Origin of the sequence: Arthrobacter sp. Soc17.1.1.1, from assembly GCF_036867195.1 — a bacterium.
GTDB lineage: Bacteria > Actinomycetota > Actinomycetes > Actinomycetales > Micrococcaceae > Arthrobacter_D.
In genome coordinates this window covers 2116874-2132680 of record NZ_JBAJII010000001.1, presented here as the reverse complement: position 1 = coordinate 2132680, position 15807 = coordinate 2116874, and the positions used below count along the sequence as shown (strand labels likewise).

The following is a 15807-nucleotide window of genomic DNA, read 5'->3' as shown; positions in this document are numbered from 1 at the left end:
GTAGAGTGAGCACGTGAATTCTCCCAGCCCTGAGTCCCCGTTGCGCCTCTTCACGTCGGAGTCGGTCACCGAGGGTCATCCGGACAAGATCTGCGACCAGATCAGCGACGCGATCCTCGACGGACTCCTCGAGCAGGACCCGGATTCCCGCGTCGCGGTCGAGACGCTGGTCACCACGGGCCTCGTGCACGTGGCGGGAGAGGTCACCACCGAGGCCTACGTGGAGATCCCGGACATCGTCCGCAAGACCATCCTCGGCATCGGCTACGACTCCTCGGCCAACGGCTTCGACGGCGCCCGCTGCGGTGTATCCGTGTCCATCGGTCAGCAGAGCGCGGAGATAGCCTCCGGCGTCTTCACCTCCCTCGAGACGCGCGAGGGCACGGGCCTGGATCCGTACGACGCGCAGGGCGCGGGGGACCAGGGCATCATGTTCGGCTACGCGAGCGACGAGACCTCCGTGCTCATGCCGGCGCCCATCTGGCTCTCCCACCGGCTCTCCGAACGCCTCACCACGGTCCGCAAGGACGGCACGCTCCCGTACCTGCGCCCCGACGGCAAGACCCAGGTCACCATCGGGTACGACGGCGACCGGCCGGTGTCCATCGACTCCGTGGTCATCTCGTCGCAGCACGCGGCCGAGGTCTCCCTCGGCGAGCTCCGCGCGGACCTCGTGGAGCACGTCATCACCCCAGTGCTGGCAGAGTCCGAGCTCGACTCCACCGGCGTCCGGCACATCCTCAACCCGGGCGGCGCCTTCATCATCGGCGGGCCCGTGGGCGATGCCGGCCTCACGGGACGCAAGATCATCGTCGACACCTACGGCGGCATGGCCCGCCACGGCGGCGGTGCCTTCAGCGGCAAGGACCCCTCGAAGGTGGACCGGTCCGCCGCGTACGCGATGCGCTGGGTCGCCAAGAACGTCGTCGCCGCGGGGCTCGCCCGCCGCGCCGAGATCCAGATCGCCTACGCCATCGGGATGGCGCAGCCCGTCGGCATCTACGTCGAGACGTTCGGCACGGAGACCGTCGACCCGCAGGCCATCGGCAGGGCGATCCGCGAGATCTTCGACCTGCGACCCCTCGGCATCATCAATGCGCTCGACCTCAAGCGTCCGATCTACCAGCGGACGGCCGCGCACGGCCATTTCGGCCGCGAGGAGGACGGCTTCACCTGGGAGCGGACGGACCGTGTGGACAAGCTGCGGAGCTACTTCAACGCCTGAGGCGGGAGGGGACGGCGGGCGGCACGCGCCACCCGCCGCAGCATCATGACCGAGACGACGCGCCCCGCCACGCGGCCGAACCCTGGTACGGACGGACAGCTGTCGCTCCTGCACGGGTTCGGACCCGCGAAACTGCCCCAGGCCGACCCCGAGCGGGCGTCGTCCCTGCCCGTCGCGCGGGTCATCCTCGACGCCCAGCTGCCGCACCTCGACCGCTTCTTCGACTACGCCGTGCCCGCGGCGATGGACGCGGAGGCCCAGCCGGGCGTCCGGGTGAAGGTGCGGTTCGCCGGGCGTGAGCAGGCCGCATTCCTCGCCGAACGGGTCGACGAGGCCAGCACGACGGCGACGCTCCTCCCGCTCGGCAAGGTCGTCTCGCCGCAGCAGGTGCTCCGGCCCGAGATCCTCGCCCTCGCGACCGCTGTCGCCGCGCGGTCCGTCGGCACGGTCAGCGACGTCCTGCGCTCCGCGGTCCCGCCGCGCATGGCGCGCGTCGAGGCGGAGTTCCCCGACGGACCCGGCGTACCGGACGCGGCCGCGGACGAGGGGGAGCCGTCGCTGCCCGTGTATGTGGAACCCCGTGCCTCCGGCAGCTTCTCCCGCTACGTCAACGGGCGCACCTTCCTGCAGCACCTCCGGGCCGGTGAGTCGCCGCGCGCCGTCCTGACGAGCCTCGGGGGGTACGGCGCCACGGCCTGGCCGGAGGAGATCGCCGACGCCGTGACCGCCACGGCCGCCTCCGGACGGGGCTCCGTCGTCGTCGTCCCCGACCAGCGCGATCTCGCGCGCGTGGAAGCGGCGCTCGTGGCGCGGCTGGGCGCCCCCGCCGTCGCGCGGCTCACCGGTGAGGACGGCGCGACGCCGCGCTACCGGAACTTCCTGCGCGTCCTTCACGGGACCGCGACCGTCGCCGTCGGCACCCGGTCCGCGGCCTACGCGCCGGTGCGGAACCTCGGGCTGGTGTGCCTGTGGGACGACGGCGACGACCAGCACATCGAACAGCGGGCCCCCTACCAGCACGTCCGGGACGTCCTGCTGCTGCGCGCCGAGCACGAGGGCACGGCGCTGCTGCTCTCGTCCGTCGGACGGACCACGGAGGCGCAGCGCCTCGTCGACACGGGCTGGGCACACGCCATCCAGGCCGACCGCGCGGAGGTGCGCCGCGCCACACCGCGCGTCGTCCATGCGGCGGACGCCTACCAGATGGAGCGGGACCCCCTGGCCGCGCAGGCCCGGATCCCGCACGCCGCCTGGGCCGCGGCGCAGGCGGGTCTGAAGCACGGTCCCGTGCTGCTGCAGGTCGCGCGCACAGGGTTCTCACCGGCGCTGGCCTGCGACCGGTGCCGCCACCCGGCGAGGTGCTCGGCGTGCGCCGGACCGCTCGCGCAGGCGGGCCGCTCGGCACCGCTCGCGTGCCGGTGGTGCGGGCGCCCCGAGACCTCCTGGTCCTGCGCCGAGTGCGGGGGCACCCGCATCCGCGCCACGGTCGCCGGCGCCACCCGTACGGCCGAGGAACTGGGACGCGCCTTTCCCGGCGTGCCCGTCATCTCCTCGGCGGGGGAGCACATCGTCGACGCCGTGCGGGATGCTCCCGCGGTGGTCGTCGCCACGCCGGGCGCGGAACCGGTGGCCCCCGGAGGATACGCTGCGGTCATCCTCCTCGACGGAAATGCGCTGCTGAGCAGGGAGTCGCTGCGCGCGGGCGAGGACGCCCTCCGCCGCTGGTTCGCGGCGGCGATCCTCGCGCGTCCCTCGGCGGCGGGCGGCACGGTGGTGATCACCGGCGACGACGACGTCGCGGTGGGCCACCTCGTGCGGTGGGACCCGTCCGGCGCCGCCTCACGGGAGCTCGCCGAGCGGCAGGAACTCGGCCTGCCGCCCGCCGTGCGCTACGCGGTGCTCACCGGGACCCGCGAGGCCCTCACCCACTTCCTCGAGGGCGTGCAGGCGGAAGGCCCGGTGCGCGTCGTCGGCCCGGCCCCGGTGCCGCCCGACGTGCGGCGGGAGGCGATGCTCGCCGCGCGGGGCGCTGCCGCCGCGGTGAAGGGTGCAGCGCCGACGGGTGCGCCGGATACGCTCGCGGGCCAGGGGAGCCACCGCGTGCTGCTGTTCTTCCCCTACCGGGCAGCCGCCGGCGTCACCGCCCAGCTGCGAGCGCGCCGCGCCGCCCTGTCGGCCCGCCGGACGGGGGAGCCGGTGCACATCCGTCTCGACGCCCTCGACGTGCTCTGACCCGAGACCGCCGCTCGCTCACGTCCGGCGTCGCCCACACCTGCGCAGTGGGATCCGTGCGCCGGTAGGCTCCCGTCCGGCGTCGCCCACACCTGCGCAGTGGGATCCTTGCACCGGTAGGCTCCCGTCCATGAACGAGGCCGTGGTCGCTGTTCGCAACAACGTGGAGTGGTGTGACCTCGTGTGCCGTGCTCACGAGGTCCCCACGTCGCGTGAAGGCGGGCTGTGGGTCGCCCGAGGTACTCCTCCGGCGTTCTACCCGGATCTGATCAGTGAGAGGCACACCGTCTCGGCGTCCGCTGTGGGGGAGGCGTTGCGGGACCGGGCAGCCTGCGCGGCGAAGGACAGTTGGGCGACCCTGGAGCTCGGCGGGATGGGTTTCGCCGTGCTCTTCACGGCGGAGTGGATCTTCCACGACCTCGCACAGGGCGGCAACACGGAGCTCGACTGGACAAGCATCACCGAGCCCGAGGAGCTGTACCAGTGGGAGACCGCGGCGGGGCGGGAGGGCCTGGTGACCGCTGGTCTGCTGGCCGAGCCCTCCGTCCGGGTGATCCTGGCACGGTGCAAGGGCAGGATCGCCGGTGGGGCTCTTGCCAACGCGAGCGACTCGGCGGTCGGCGTGTCCAACGTCTTCGCAGTCCTCGCCGATGACCTGTCCGTCATCTGGAAGGACCTTCCCGTCGTGATTCACCGACTCCTTCCAGGGCGTCCGATCGTGGGGTACGAGCACGGAGACGACCTCGAGGCCGCTCGCTCGGCCGGCTTCCGCGGGGTCGGTCCGCTCCGCGTCCGGGTCCGGCGGTAACGTCAGCAGTCCGGGCCGTTTCGTCCGGATCGCCCGAGCATCAGGCACATCCCAGGCTTTCCCAGGACGGTCTCAATCGCCGTCGCCGTCGGCCACTCCGGGAGCGTGGAAGCTCTGAGCCGGTTCGGCTGTTGCGGCGAAGGTCTGCCCGGAGTCACCGGCCCGCAGCGCGGCGAGGTTCTTCTCGAAATCGAAGGCATCGGATGCATCGGATGCATCGGCGGTGAAAGGACCGGCATCGAGAGCTGCCTCACCGGGTACATCCAGGTGGGGTCCGTCCGACGGGATCCGGGTGGCAGGGTCATTGCCGGCGGGGTTCACGGCAATGAGGCGGATGGGCGATGCCCCGCACCCTGAGTTCTCGCTGGCGTCCATGCCGGCCTCCTCGCTCGTGGTGTGGCCAGTCTAGGCGGGCAGGATCCGCAGTGGGGATCTCCTGCCTCGCCTCAGAGGATCATCAGCACGACACACCTGACGTCCGTCCCCGGGACAGGTGCTGAGGAAGGTCACGTGACAGCACCCCGACGGAACGCGCGGCGATAGCGATGATGAAGCGGTTGTGGTCATGTTGGAGCGTGAATACACTCATCGTTGCGGCCCACCCTGATCAGGACTCGCTGACGCATCACATCGCCCGTCGGCTCGAGCGAGCGCTGCAGCCCGGGACGGCAGAGCTCGCCGATCTGGCAGCAGAGGGCTTCGATCCGAGGTTCACCCTCGCCGATCGGCACACGTACCGGGTCGGGGGTGATTTCGCCGCCGATGTCGCAGCGGAGCATCTCAGGCTCGACAGGGCGGCTCATCTCGTGCTGGTGTTCCCGGTGTACTGGTGGTCGATGCCGGCCTTGCTCAAGGGGTGGATCGACCGGGTATTCGTCCACGGGTGGGCGTTCGACATAGCCGCCGGGGGCGGCATGAATCGCAACCTCGGGCGCCTGACGACGCATCTGGTCCCCATCGCCGGTGATGACGCCGGCGTGTACGACCGGCACGGCTACGAGCATGCGCTGCGGACGCAGATCGAGCACGGCATCGTGGACTACTGCGGCAGCCGGCGCGGCGCCACGGCTTTCGTGTACGAGTCCGAGCAGGACGACGCCGGCGCCCGTGAGCAGATCGTCCTGAGTGCCGTCGACGCCGTCCGCCTGGCGATCAGCGCCTAGGAACGCGGATCCCGCGACCTGCGTACGCCTCGATGTGACGCGGACCCTCGACCTGGGGTGCCCGATGCCTCAGCCGCGAGCGGCGTTCCGGATCATCTCGGCGATGAGGGCGGGTTGTTCGAGGCCCGGCAGATGGGCCGCGCCCGGGAGGACACGGACCGTTCCCTGGCCTATACGGCGCGCGGTCTCCTCATAGAACGGCACATCGCACGGCACATCGAGCTCACCCCAGGCGCACAGCACCGGCACGCTCACGTCTCCGAGCCGGGTCCAGGCATCAACACCGGCACTGCCGGCCGAGTCGGGGGCAGCGATCGCGAGAATCCTCCGGTTCATCGCCTCGAACAAGTCGCGGGCTTCACCTGCGACCCGTCCTTCCGGTGCATCCGGGCCGTCCAGCCATAGGTGTGCGAGCGCGCGAATCCTGTCGTCGTCGGGTGCGTTCGGATCGTCTGCTCGTGTCATGAGGGACGCCGAGGCCTCGTCCGGCTGCCAGTCGAACGGCGTGTCCTCGTCGGTCATCCCTGATACCGCAGCACCGATGAGCACCAGCCCGCTGACCAGATCAGGATGCAGCAGCGCCGTATCGAGTGCCAGTGCACCGCCCATCGAATTGCCGACGAGCAGGACCCTGTCGAGGGCGAGTGCGTCGATGGCCTGGAGCAGGTCGTCGACGTGCGTGAACGATGACGTGTCAGCAGCGGCCGGAGTGTCTCCGAAACCTCGTCTGTCATACGCGATCAGATCAAGACCATCCCCGTGGAGCGCTTCCGCGACCGCGATCCAGGATCGCCGGTCGGCGACACCGGCGTGCAGGAGGACAACCGCAGGCCCCGTCCCCGGCCAGCGTGTCACGGCGAGCTGACTGCCATCCGAAACCGGAACCATGTGGTGCTGAGCGTCCATAGGCCCGAACCTACTGCAAACCCGGGTTCCACGACAGAGATCGCCCGTCCGGGCAGTGCCTCCGTCCGCGGATCTTCCGGGCGCGACGCGGTCCTTGTGGCAGCCCTGCCCTCGATCGTGCTGTTCTACACCAGTGAGCTGAAGAGTTCCGCCTTGCTCGTCGGGCCGGCGACGATGATCTCGTCGTCGTCGTACAGGGTGGTCTGCGCTGTGGTGTAGTCCCATGCACCGCCCTTGCGTTTGACGGCGACGACCGTGACGCCGTGTCTGGCGCGTAGGCCGGTGGTGCCGAGTTCACGGTCCCAGTACTCGCGTGGGGGCCGGGTCTTGACCATGGCGAAGTTGTCCTCGAACTCCACGTAGTCGAGCATGGTGCCGCGGACGAGGTGGGCCACACGCTTGCCCATGTCGTGCTCAGGGCGGATGACCCGCTCCACACCGAGCTGGGACAGGATCTGGGCGTGTGGCTCGCTGATGGCTTTCGCCCAGATGGTGGGCCGATCGAAGCGCAGGAGGATCGACGTGGTCAGGATGCTCGCCTCGAGATCGGAGCCGATGCCGACCACGACACGGTCGAACTCGGGGAGGGACAGCTGGCGCAGCGCCTCCTCTTTGGTGCTGTCGGCGCGCACCACGTGGGTGAGGCGGCCGTTGTAGGACTGGACGGTGTCTTCGTCGTTGTCGATCCCGAGCACCTCTGTCCCTGCGTCCGCCAACTCCAGGGCCAGGGCACCGCCGAACCTGCCTAGTCCGATGACCGCCACGGAGTCGGCGGCCGCGATCGCTTCGGTGGGTCTGGACGAGAACATGCGTTGCCTAGCCAATGAGGGGCCTTTCCTTCGGGTATTCGTAGTAGAGCGGTTTGGAACGCAGCGCCAGCGCGGTGGCGAGGGTGACAGGGCCGAGGCGCCCGGCGAACATCACCAGGATCAGGACGACCTGGCCTGCCGGCGGAATGCCTGCGGTGATGCCGGTGGACAGGCCCACGGTCGCGAAGGCCGAGACGACTTCGAACAGGACCCGGTCGAGGCCGAAATCGGTGATGAGCATGAGGAACATCGTGGCGCCGATGACGAGCCCGACGGCGAGCAGCACGATGGAGATGGCCTGTCGGTGCACCGAGCGGGGTAGGCGTTTGCCGAAGATATTGACCGCGTTGCCGCCGCTGATCTCCGTGTAGAGGATGAAGAACAGCACCCCGAACGTGGTGATCTTCAGGCCGCCGGCCGTTCCGGCGGGGCCCGCGCCGATGAACATCAGGACGTCCATGGCGAGCAGGGTGACGGGATTGAGCTGCGCGAAGTCGACACTGTTGAATCCGGCGGTGCGCGTCATGGTGGACTGGAAGAACCCCGCGAGGAGCCGCTCCTGGGGCCGCATCGCTCCGAGGGTCGCGGGATTGGACCACTCGACCGCAGTGATGAACACGGTGCCCAGGACCAGGAGGATGAGTGTGCCGCTGAGGACGAGTTTGGTGTTCATGTGCCACTTGCGGGGGTACCGGAAGTGGCGGCGGAGTTCGAACAGGACGGGGAAACCCAACCCGCCGATGATCACCGCGGCGCAGATGGGCAGGCAGATCCATGGGTCCCCGGCGAAACCGATGAGGTTGTCGCTGAACAGGGCGAACCCGGCGTTGTTGAAGGACGAGACCGAGTGGAAGATGCCAAGCCATAGGGCGTCGCCGAGGTCGTAGCCGTACCCGAGGAGGAACCGTGCGGCCAGTAGTGCCGCGGTGGCCGCTTCGACGACGAGGGTGATGCGCAGGACGCCGAGCAGGACGCCGCGTACGTCGCCGAATCCCACGCTCTTCGATTCGGCCGCGGCCGAGATCCGGGAACGCAGACCCATACGCCGTGCCAGGAGGACACCCAGGAGGGAGGCGAAGGACATGATCCCGAAGCCACCCACCTGGATCAGGGCCAGGATGATCACGTGAGCGCTGCCCGTCCAGTAGACCGGGGTGTCGACGACGATCAGCCCCGTCACGCACACGGCCGAGGTCGCCGTGAACAGGGCTTCGAGGAACGTAGCGCTGCCCGCCCCCACCTTCGACGTGGGAACCATCAGCAGCGCCGTACCGATCAGGATCGCCCCAGCGAACCCCACCACGATCACCTGGGCCGGGTGTCGCGGACCCAGCTGCGCGATCCGGGACGACGTGCTCCCGACCATCCTCCGCACCACAGTTCTGGTGGCGGTTCCACACTCCCGGAGGGTATCTCTGCTCGACCTCACGGGAATGCTCCAACCTCCGAAGGGATAGGACAACCAGGAGCGGACGATCCGCACCAGTGGCTCATTCAACCGCACGCCCACGGGCCGGAAGGCTGTCTTAACACGTTCTTGATACCCGCACATGAAACGCAGGACCGACGTCGACAAGCCGGAGGAGCATGTGTGGGCACGTAGCTGCGCACGCGGTTTCGACGTTTCCGGCAACGCACGTGCTCCTCTGCCGCTGGGCGACGTCGAGCAGTCATAACGTGCGGCAGTGATCCCACCGACGACAGAGCCGGGCGACTGGTCGCCGCTGTGCGTCGCAGAGGCTCAGCCTCCGTGCGCGCCCGGTCCGTTCCGGCTTCCGAGCGCGTCCACCGTCCGCGCCGCCTCGTGCATGTCGTGCGCAGTGTGTCCGGCATGCGGTTCCAGGGCGTCCAGGGCATCGAGGACCACGAGGGCCGGGACATCAGCGGTCGCTGCGACGACGGCGACAGGCTCCCCATGGTGGACTGCGGACGCAATCGCGGCCTGCAGGTCCGCCGGAGGCATCGACTCCACAGGCACTACGGGCGCCCTGAGGGTATTGACGCCCGTCGGGCTATCGGCATGGGCGATAGCTGCCACCCGTTCGAGGTGCTCCGATCCCATCGTTCCTCCCACTGTCGCGACTCACTCTCCAGTGTCGGACCGAGCGGCCCCTGTGGACAGCGGGATCGCTCGGCAATCGTGTGTTGCGATGCCGAGCCAGATGACGCTTCGGACCATCCTCACCCCCGCTCGAGCCGGCAGGCGGCCCCGCAACCATGCGCAGATGCCGTGAACCGGTGGACCGCACGAGAGGCGAGAGATAGGGATGGCCCTCCTGGCAGCGGACGTTGTCTCAGAGGGGAGCCTGCCCGATATCGGGTAGGAGGGCCGAGGTCGGGCAGGCAGGAGGGCCGAGATCACAACTATGGGCCTAGCCCGCCCATGCTGATCTAGTACACCCACAGCTCGCCGGTGCTGATGTTCGCCCGCTGCGCCACCTCGAACGTCACGGCGTGCTGTCCGATGTCGTCGACGACACTTTCGTCACCGCCCATGTCCCTCGGGCGAACCTCCCGTCCGGCTGAGGAATCGTGCGTGCCGCGCTCCTCATGGCCAGATCGGATGCCCCCACGACGACCCTGGGATCGGCGCTTCGGGCTCAGTAGGCACGGCCTTCGTGGTCGGTACCAGCGACGGTTCGTGGGGGTGTTCAGAGTTGGTTCAGTGGAACGGCGATGTCGGTGACCGGGGCGCCGAGGGTGCCGAGGAAGGTGGCCCTCCCGTTGAACAGGGTGATCTCGTAGAGCGATCCGTTGACGGCCGCGAAGCCCGTCACCTCGACGGTGCTCCCGTTGTGGAGGGTGGAGTAGATGTCGAAGCCGGTATCGCCGGTGGCGTCGACGCCGAGTTTACCGGTGGCGGCCAGTGAGCCCGCGTTGGCGGGGGACTGGATGGCGATCTGGTCGAGGGCGGTGTCCAGATCGTAGAGGGTGGTTGCCGTGTTCGGGTCGAGGTCGTTGTTGGTGTAGGCCGCGCCATTGATGCCGGGAGCCACTGCCGGCGGCGCATAGCTCAGCGTGCCGTCAGCGACAGTCGTCGCGCCGGGGGAGGCGAACGGTTGGCGCAGATTCTGGCCGTTGTCACTGACGACCCGGAGCGCGTTGGCCGCAGGGTTGAAGTCCACGCCGAACGTCGTCCCGCTCAGCGCAACGGTGAGCCGGGTGACTTCCGTGGCCACCCCCGTCTCCTGATTGATCGAGTAGACTCCGGCGCTCGCCGCGTTGTTCCCGACGCCGTAGAGATTCCCGTCCTGGACACGGAAGTCGATCCCGACGAGCCGGGTATCACCACCGGTCAGGCCGCTCACGCCAACGCCGCCACGCACCTTACCGGGCTTCTTGACATCGAACTGCACAAGCCTGGTGCCGGCATCAGCCAGACCGACGATCCGCAGTTTGTCGGAGCGCGACCGGTCACCGCCGTTGACTTTGCCGTTGGATCCACCGTCGGCCACGGCCGGTGCCACGGTCACCGCACTGGTCATGGCAGGCGCCACGGCCATCACACTGGTCACGGCGATCGCCGCGACACCCAGCTTGAAGGTTCTGTTCATCGTGTTCTCCTCGAACGTGACGGTCGCCGAAGATCGGTCGACTCGGAAGGGTATACGCGGTCGATCGTGGTTGCGTTCAACGTTCGCCACGAATCGCCGACCGGGCTTCCTTGGCGCACGATGGCGTCTATCCGGCGTGCGGCCTCCGGCGGCTCCCTGACCCTTGCCGGTGATGCTGCTGATGTCGGTGTTGTTGCTGCTGTTGCCAGGAAACGGAGTCGAGGGATGAATGGGGGAAGGTTTAGCGTCGTATCTCCTTCAACGGCTAGGTTGGCGGGGATGAGAACGTGTTGGAACTGATGGAAGATGTCGAGGCCGTGCGCCCGGTGGGATCGGCTGGGCCTTCCTTCGATGTGCGCCGGGCCTTCACAGCGCATGGGCGGGATCTGTACGGGTTCGCGTTCAACAGCGTCCGCGACGCGGCCATCGCTGAAGACTGTGTGCAGGAAGTATTTGTCAGGGCGTGGCGGTCACGAGACCGGTATCGGGCATCCCAGGGCTCCGAGCGGACCTGGCTTTTCGCCATTGCGCGCAACGTCATCATCGACGAGATGAGAGCACGGGCACGACGACCGGTTTCCGTGGTGGACCAGCACCTTGAGGTAGGAGCGGACGAGGGAGGCGGTACAGATGCCATCGAAGATCGAATCGTCCTCTACGCCGGCCTGGCCATGCTGAGCGCCGAACATCGGGCAGTGATCGTCGCGGTGCAACTCGAGGGACTGACCTACCAGCAGGTGCAAGAACGCACGGGAGTGCCGGTTGCCACGCTTCGCACGCGTATGTATTACGGACTCAAGGCACTACGGACCGCTCTAGGAGAGGAGGCAAGACCATGAACCAGGACCACGACCAGGAGCACGACCAGGAGCACGACCGCGGCAAGGAGCACGCTGAGCTCATGGCTGCAGCTCTCGCTGATGACCTGAGTACCGAACAGCGCACGATGTTCGACGATCTCTGCGCCGCCGACGACGCCTTCTCCGATGAGTACCAGGCCCTCCGTCGACTCTCGGCCCGACTCACGGCGTCCCCGGTACTGTCCTGGGACGACCATGATGTACCTGCCGGCCTTGAACGCCGCGTCGTCGCTGCTGTTGATCAAGAACATCAGAGCCGACCAGGAAGCGACGCGGACGTTTCACCACTGCTCGGCAGTTCGTCCCCACGCCGAACCGCAAGAGGTTCCCATGTCCCTCGCCACTCCCAGCTTTCTCATCATCGGCGACGGTTGATCTCCGTCAGCGCCATCGCGGCGAGCTTGCTCGTCGTCGGGGCATTGGGAGGAGTGGGCATCGACCACCTCCTGGACCTTCCTCCCAAAGGGCCGCCGGGCACACTGGGTGCTGTGGAGCCCATCGTGCTGACCCAGACCCCGCAAGGGGCGCGCATGGATGCTGAACTCGTCGCACATACCTGGGGAACGGAGACGATTCTCGAAATTGATGGTCTTCCTGCCGGTCAGACCTACGACGTCGTCCTGATACGGGAGGACGGGCAGGAGTTGCTGTCCGGGACTTTCCTCGGAACGGAACGAACCGTTACTTGCCGTATGAACGCAGCCGTCCTGCGTCAGGACCTGGCTCGGGTACAGATCCGTGATGCGGACGGGGCGGTCATCGCCCGATCCGACATCACACGGATCTAGTTGGGGGGTCCGGGCGACCGGCGTCGGTCTTGCGCGCAATGCGCCTTAACTCGATTGCTCCCGGACCCACGGCTACCGATGTCAATGGAGGCGCCAAGCGTAACGGCGAGACCATGCGGGACGCCCTCGCCCAGCAGGCTGGGCCGGGTCGGGCACCCAGAGGAGATCGCCGACGCCATCACTGCACTGGTTTCCGACAATCTCCGCTGGGTGACAGGGGAGAACGTCGAAGTCTCCGGTGGAGTCCTCATATGAGCGTCCGCGGGTTCTTCGACGCCGACTTCGACCGGATGATCGTCGGCATCCCCGAGCCTGCCTGAGGTCCTACCAGCGGCCCTGATCGCCGCCGTGATGACGGTTCTCACCGTTACGGCACCTCGCTCAAGTGTCACTGGCAACGAATAGCCTGTAGACGGACTCATCAGCAAGAGAAGACAGTCATGATCACTCACTCCGGCGAATACCACGACGCAAACTCGAAGACGTTCGTTCCTCAGTGCCGGCGGACCCTCGAGATCATCGAACGGGGCCGGCTCATGCCGCCCCTGCCGATCCAGGTAGCACTGCGTGATCGCCATCCCGCCTCCGTCCTGACGCTGCCCTCACTGCCGCCGCTCATGGACGTAGAGGCGGCTTAGCGCTCGCGGGGACGGTGCCTGGCTGGCCACGGCGAACACCACGTGCCTGCTGAGTCCCATGCGCCATCGCAATCGCGCTGCATCACGGCGTCCGCTGTGGATGTGCAGTCGGGCCCTTGGTTCCTGCTGTGCAGCACGTGCGCGGGAGAAGCAGCAACGTGTCGACAGATCAACGCTCGCTCTTTTCTCGGGCTGGTGGAACTGCCCGAGACACTGGCGATGACACTGCCTGACTTTCCTCGGACGCCGGAGCTGCCGCTTCCTGTCCGGCGCTGTCACCATCGCCCTGGCATGCGTCCACAAGGCTCACGCCTGCCGCGTGCTGGCCGGCGTCGAGGGAGGACGTGGTGCTGGCTGCGTGGTCCTTCCGCGCAGATGCTCCAGGAGGGCCGTAGCCCGCTCTAGCGCAGATCCGGGAAATCGGTCACTATCAGACCGGCGCAGGGGGTCGTGAGGTCGCATCGTTCCTCGGAGGTGACAACCGGATTCCTCAAGGATGGAGGATATCGTTCAGGCTTGCGAGCGTGGCGAGCTCGACGAGCAGGGCGGCGATATCGAATCGCTACCAGTGCCGGAAGCATTTGCGGACGACTAGAAAAAGGCCCCGCGGGCAACGTGAATGAGGAGACAGACAAGCGATCAGGGCCTCTGCCGGCCACCTCGAAACGTGTCGACGAAGACCGTCCCCTGCCTGAGGGTTGATGCACCGGACGATCACGGTCGACGTCGGCCGCGACTACTGCCCCGAGCACGCCCACCGAGCTTGAGCAGGCGAGGAGGCTCGGGGCGGCTCTTCAGGGCTGACCTCCGACGACTACACACACCCGACCGGTGGCGTGCGCTACCCTTCGGACCGTCGGTCGGCTGATGCATTGGGTCCGCGCCCGGTGCTCCTAATGTTCTCTCTCACCTGGGATAGGAACCCGGGGGCGCAGCGGTTCCGGCGTGGCTCTACGAGTCATGTGCGGCAGGCATGTCATCGGCTAGCGGCACAGACCTACTGGGCAGGCTTTGGGCGTTGAAGTCGATGATCTGCCAGCCGCGGTCGGGGTGTTCTTCAAGGACGGTCCAGGCGCAGTTGGCCATGCCCGCGAACATCTCCCGCATATGGGCTGGGGCGTCGAAGAAGGCCAGTAGTCCGCTGCGCAGCGCTGCCCCGTGTCCGACCAGGACGCCGGTGCCGCCGCCCTGTAGGGCTACGGCCGCCTCCATCATCACGGTCTTCATCCGCTGGTTCACCTCCGAGGGCAGTTCCGCCCCGGGAACCCGGTAGTTCTCTTCGGCGAAGAACCTTCTATGAACGTCGGGGTGCTGCTGCCGGAACTCGCCGAAGGTGGTGCCTTCCCGGATGCCTACGTGGTATTCGCGGAGCCGCTTGTCCAACACCGGTTCCAGACCGGTCAGTCGGGCCAGCTCGGCGGCGGTATGCCGGGCGCGTTCCAGATCGCTGGACCAGATGAAGCGGGGCTTGAAGGCAACCAATAGCTTCGCGGCCTCCTGTGCCTGGCGGCGACCGGTCGCATCGAGGGGGATGTCTGCGTGACCCTGTGCTTTCTCCAGGACGTTCCACTCAGTCTGCCCATGCCTCCATAGCACCAGGCGGGGACGAGTTCCGCCGGCCCGTGTCTGGTGCATCAGTTCTCCTCATTGCCGTTGGTTTCCCTATGGCTTCCGACCATGATCCGACTCCGATCCGGGCCTGCGCGATCCTTGTCGAAGCGGAGTTCGGTCACGGACCGCCGGGTTTTTGATCTATTCCCAAGGGCTTGGCGGAACCGTAGGCTTCGACCTGATCCTATCCATAGCCGGGCTGGGATCTACCGGGAGGCTTGGCGAGAGGAGACCGGCATGCGGGCAGAGGTTCAGGATTGGTATTCGTTCCGAAGCTTCCATGGGAACGTGTTCGACCGGCAGGACCTAATGGCGCGCAAGCAAGGTCAACGGGTCAGCGTGGTGCTTCCGGCGAAAAACGAAGCAGCAACCGTCGGACCGATCGTCACCGCGTTGCGCGCCGAGTTGATGGAAGAGCTGCCCCTGTTGGATGAGATCATCGTCATCGATTCGAATTCCACGGACGAAACCTCTGCCGTGGCGGCGGCCGCTGGAGCTACGATTGCCCACCAGGACCAGATCCTGCCGGACACCGGATGCATACCCGGCAAGGGCGAAGCGTTGTGGAAGTCGCTGGCGATCGCTTCGGGGGACATCATCGTGTTCATCGATGCAGACCTGCGGGGGTTCAACGCGCAGTTCGCGGTCGGTCTGCTCGGTCCGCTGCTGACGGATCCGCAGATTCAGTTCGTCAAGAGCTACTACGACCGCCCCCTCGATGACGGGGTGAAGGTCATGCCGGCCGGGGGTGGCCGGGTGACCGAACTCGTGGCGCGTCCCCTGCTGAATCTGTTCTGGCCCGAGTTGGCGGGGGTCGTCCAGCCGTTGGCCGGGGAGTACGCCGGGCGCCGCAGTCTGCTCGAATGCATACCGTTTGTCTCCGGTTACGGAGTCGAGATCGGCATGCTGATCGATGTGCTGGAAGCGGTGGGCCTGGATGGTATGGCGCAGGTGGATCTCGGAGAACGCCGCCACCGCAATTCGACCGATGGGGAGCTGGCCAGGATGGCGATGCAGATCCATCTCACAGTGCAGGCGAGACTTCACCGGCGCGGGCTAGCCCCGGCTGCCCCCCGCACCGTGGAACTGACGCAGTTCCTGCGGAACGGGGAGGACTACATCGGTGACACCACCGTCGTCGGGGTGTCCGAACGCCCGCCCATGCTGGACGTCGGACAGCGCTGGTCCCTGACCGGCGAGCGGGCCTGAGCGT

General features: G+C 67.5%; 16 protein-coding genes. 9 read left to right on the top strand and 7 right to left on the bottom strand.

Annotated features, from left to right (window positions below):
• Positions 1 to 13 precede the first annotated feature (13 nt).
• The 3 genes from metK to V6S67_RS09835 all read left to right on the top strand — a co-directional run bounded on the left by metK (position 14) and on the right by V6S67_RS09835 (position 4265).
• Positions 14 to 1225, top strand: coding sequence for a methionine adenosyltransferase (gene metK, locus V6S67_RS09845; RefSeq protein WP_334210085.1), 1212 nt, complete (start codon positions 14 to 16; stop codon positions 1223 to 1225).
• A 45-nt stretch (positions 1226 to 1270) separates the two neighbouring features.
• Positions 1271 to 3457: a primosomal protein N' gene (locus V6S67_RS09840; RefSeq protein WP_334210084.1), complete on the top strand. Its 2187-nt coding sequence runs from the start codon at positions 1271 to 1273 to the stop codon at positions 3455 to 3457.
• A gap of 130 nt (positions 3458 to 3587) precedes the next feature.
• Positions 3588 to 4265 carry a hypothetical protein gene (locus tag V6S67_RS09835; RefSeq protein ID WP_334210083.1) on the top strand — a complete coding sequence of 226 codons (678 nt, stop codon included), beginning with the start codon at positions 3588 to 3590 and terminating at the stop codon, positions 4263 to 4265.
• A 72-nt stretch (positions 4266 to 4337) separates the two neighbouring features.
• Here V6S67_RS09835 and V6S67_RS09830 read toward each other — a convergent pair whose 3' ends face one another.
• Positions 4338 to 4640, bottom strand: a complete 303-nt coding sequence (locus tag V6S67_RS09830; RefSeq protein ID WP_334210082.1) for a hypothetical protein — start codon at positions 4638 to 4640, stop codon at positions 4338 to 4340.
• A gap of 200 nt (positions 4641 to 4840) precedes the next feature.
• On the opposite strand from V6S67_RS09830, the gene V6S67_RS09825 reads away from it, so the two are divergent.
• On the top strand, positions 4841 to 5428 hold the full coding sequence (locus tag V6S67_RS09825; RefSeq protein ID WP_334210081.1) for an NAD(P)H-dependent oxidoreductase: 588 nt from the start codon (positions 4841 to 4843) through the stop codon (positions 5426 to 5428).
• A 69-nt stretch (positions 5429 to 5497) separates the two neighbouring features.
• Here V6S67_RS09825 and V6S67_RS09820 read toward each other — a convergent pair whose 3' ends face one another.
• From V6S67_RS09820 to V6S67_RS09800, 5 genes are all read right to left on the bottom strand, one after another.
• Positions 5498 to 6334 (bottom strand): alpha/beta fold hydrolase, encoded by an 837-nt coding sequence (locus V6S67_RS09820; RefSeq protein WP_334210080.1) that lies wholly within the window; start codon positions 6332 to 6334, stop codon positions 5498 to 5500.
• Positions 6335 to 6459: 125 nt separating this feature from the next.
• Positions 6460 to 7143 (bottom strand): potassium channel family protein, encoded by a 684-nt coding sequence (locus tag V6S67_RS09815; protein WP_334210079.1) that lies wholly within the window; start codon positions 7141 to 7143, stop codon positions 6460 to 6462.
• Positions 7144 to 7150: 7 nt separating this feature from the next.
• On the bottom strand, positions 7151 to 8509 hold the full coding sequence (locus V6S67_RS09810) for a TrkH family potassium uptake protein (RefSeq protein WP_334210078.1): 1359 nt from the start codon (positions 8507 to 8509) through the stop codon (positions 7151 to 7153).
• 375 nt (positions 8510 to 8884) lie between these two features.
• Complete coding sequence (locus V6S67_RS09805; protein WP_334210077.1) at positions 8885 to 9205, bottom strand: hypothetical protein; 321 nt, start codon at positions 9203 to 9205, stop codon at positions 8885 to 8887.
• Between the two features lie 589 nt (positions 9206 to 9794).
• Positions 9795 to 10787: a DUF4394 domain-containing protein gene (locus V6S67_RS09800; RefSeq protein ID WP_334210076.1), complete on the bottom strand. Its 993-nt coding sequence runs from the start codon at positions 10785 to 10787 to the stop codon at positions 9795 to 9797.
• Positions 10788 to 10996: 209 nt separating this feature from the next.
• Between V6S67_RS09800 and V6S67_RS09795 the strand changes: the two genes are divergently transcribed.
• From V6S67_RS09795 to V6S67_RS09785, 4 genes are all read left to right on the top strand, one after another.
• The gene (locus V6S67_RS09795; RefSeq protein ID WP_334211568.1) at positions 10997 to 11536 is read left to right on the top strand and encodes an RNA polymerase sigma factor; all 540 of its coding nucleotides are present in this window, start codon (positions 10997 to 10999) and stop codon (positions 11534 to 11536) included.
• On the top strand, positions 11533 to 12345 hold the full coding sequence (locus V6S67_RS09790) for a hypothetical protein (RefSeq protein WP_334210075.1): 813 nt from the start codon (positions 11533 to 11535) through the stop codon (positions 12343 to 12345). The genes V6S67_RS09795 and V6S67_RS09790 overlap by 4 nt, the downstream gene beginning before the upstream one ends.
• Before the next feature lie 78 nt (positions 12346 to 12423).
• Positions 12424 to 12600 carry an SDR family oxidoreductase gene (locus V6S67_RS19970; protein WP_442884761.1) on the top strand — a complete coding sequence of 59 codons (177 nt, stop codon included), beginning with the start codon at positions 12424 to 12426 and terminating at the stop codon, positions 12598 to 12600.
• A 185-nt stretch (positions 12601 to 12785) separates the two neighbouring features.
• Complete coding sequence (locus tag V6S67_RS09785; RefSeq protein WP_334210074.1) at positions 12786 to 12983, top strand: hypothetical protein; 198 nt, start codon at positions 12786 to 12788, stop codon at positions 12981 to 12983.
• Positions 12984 to 13934: 951 nt separating this feature from the next.
• On the opposite strand, the gene V6S67_RS09780 is transcribed toward V6S67_RS09785, so the two are convergent.
• Entirely contained in the window at positions 13935 to 14618 is a 684-nt protein-coding gene (locus V6S67_RS09780) for a histidine phosphatase family protein (protein ID WP_334210073.1), read from the bottom strand.
• A gap of 213 nt (positions 14619 to 14831) precedes the next feature.
• On the opposite strand from V6S67_RS09780, the gene V6S67_RS09775 reads away from it, so the two are divergent.
• A complete protein-coding gene (locus V6S67_RS09775; protein ID WP_334210072.1) occupies positions 14832 to 15803 on the top strand; it encodes a glucosyl-3-phosphoglycerate synthase in 972 nt (323 codons plus the stop codon).
• Positions 15804 to 15807 lie beyond the last annotated feature (4 nt).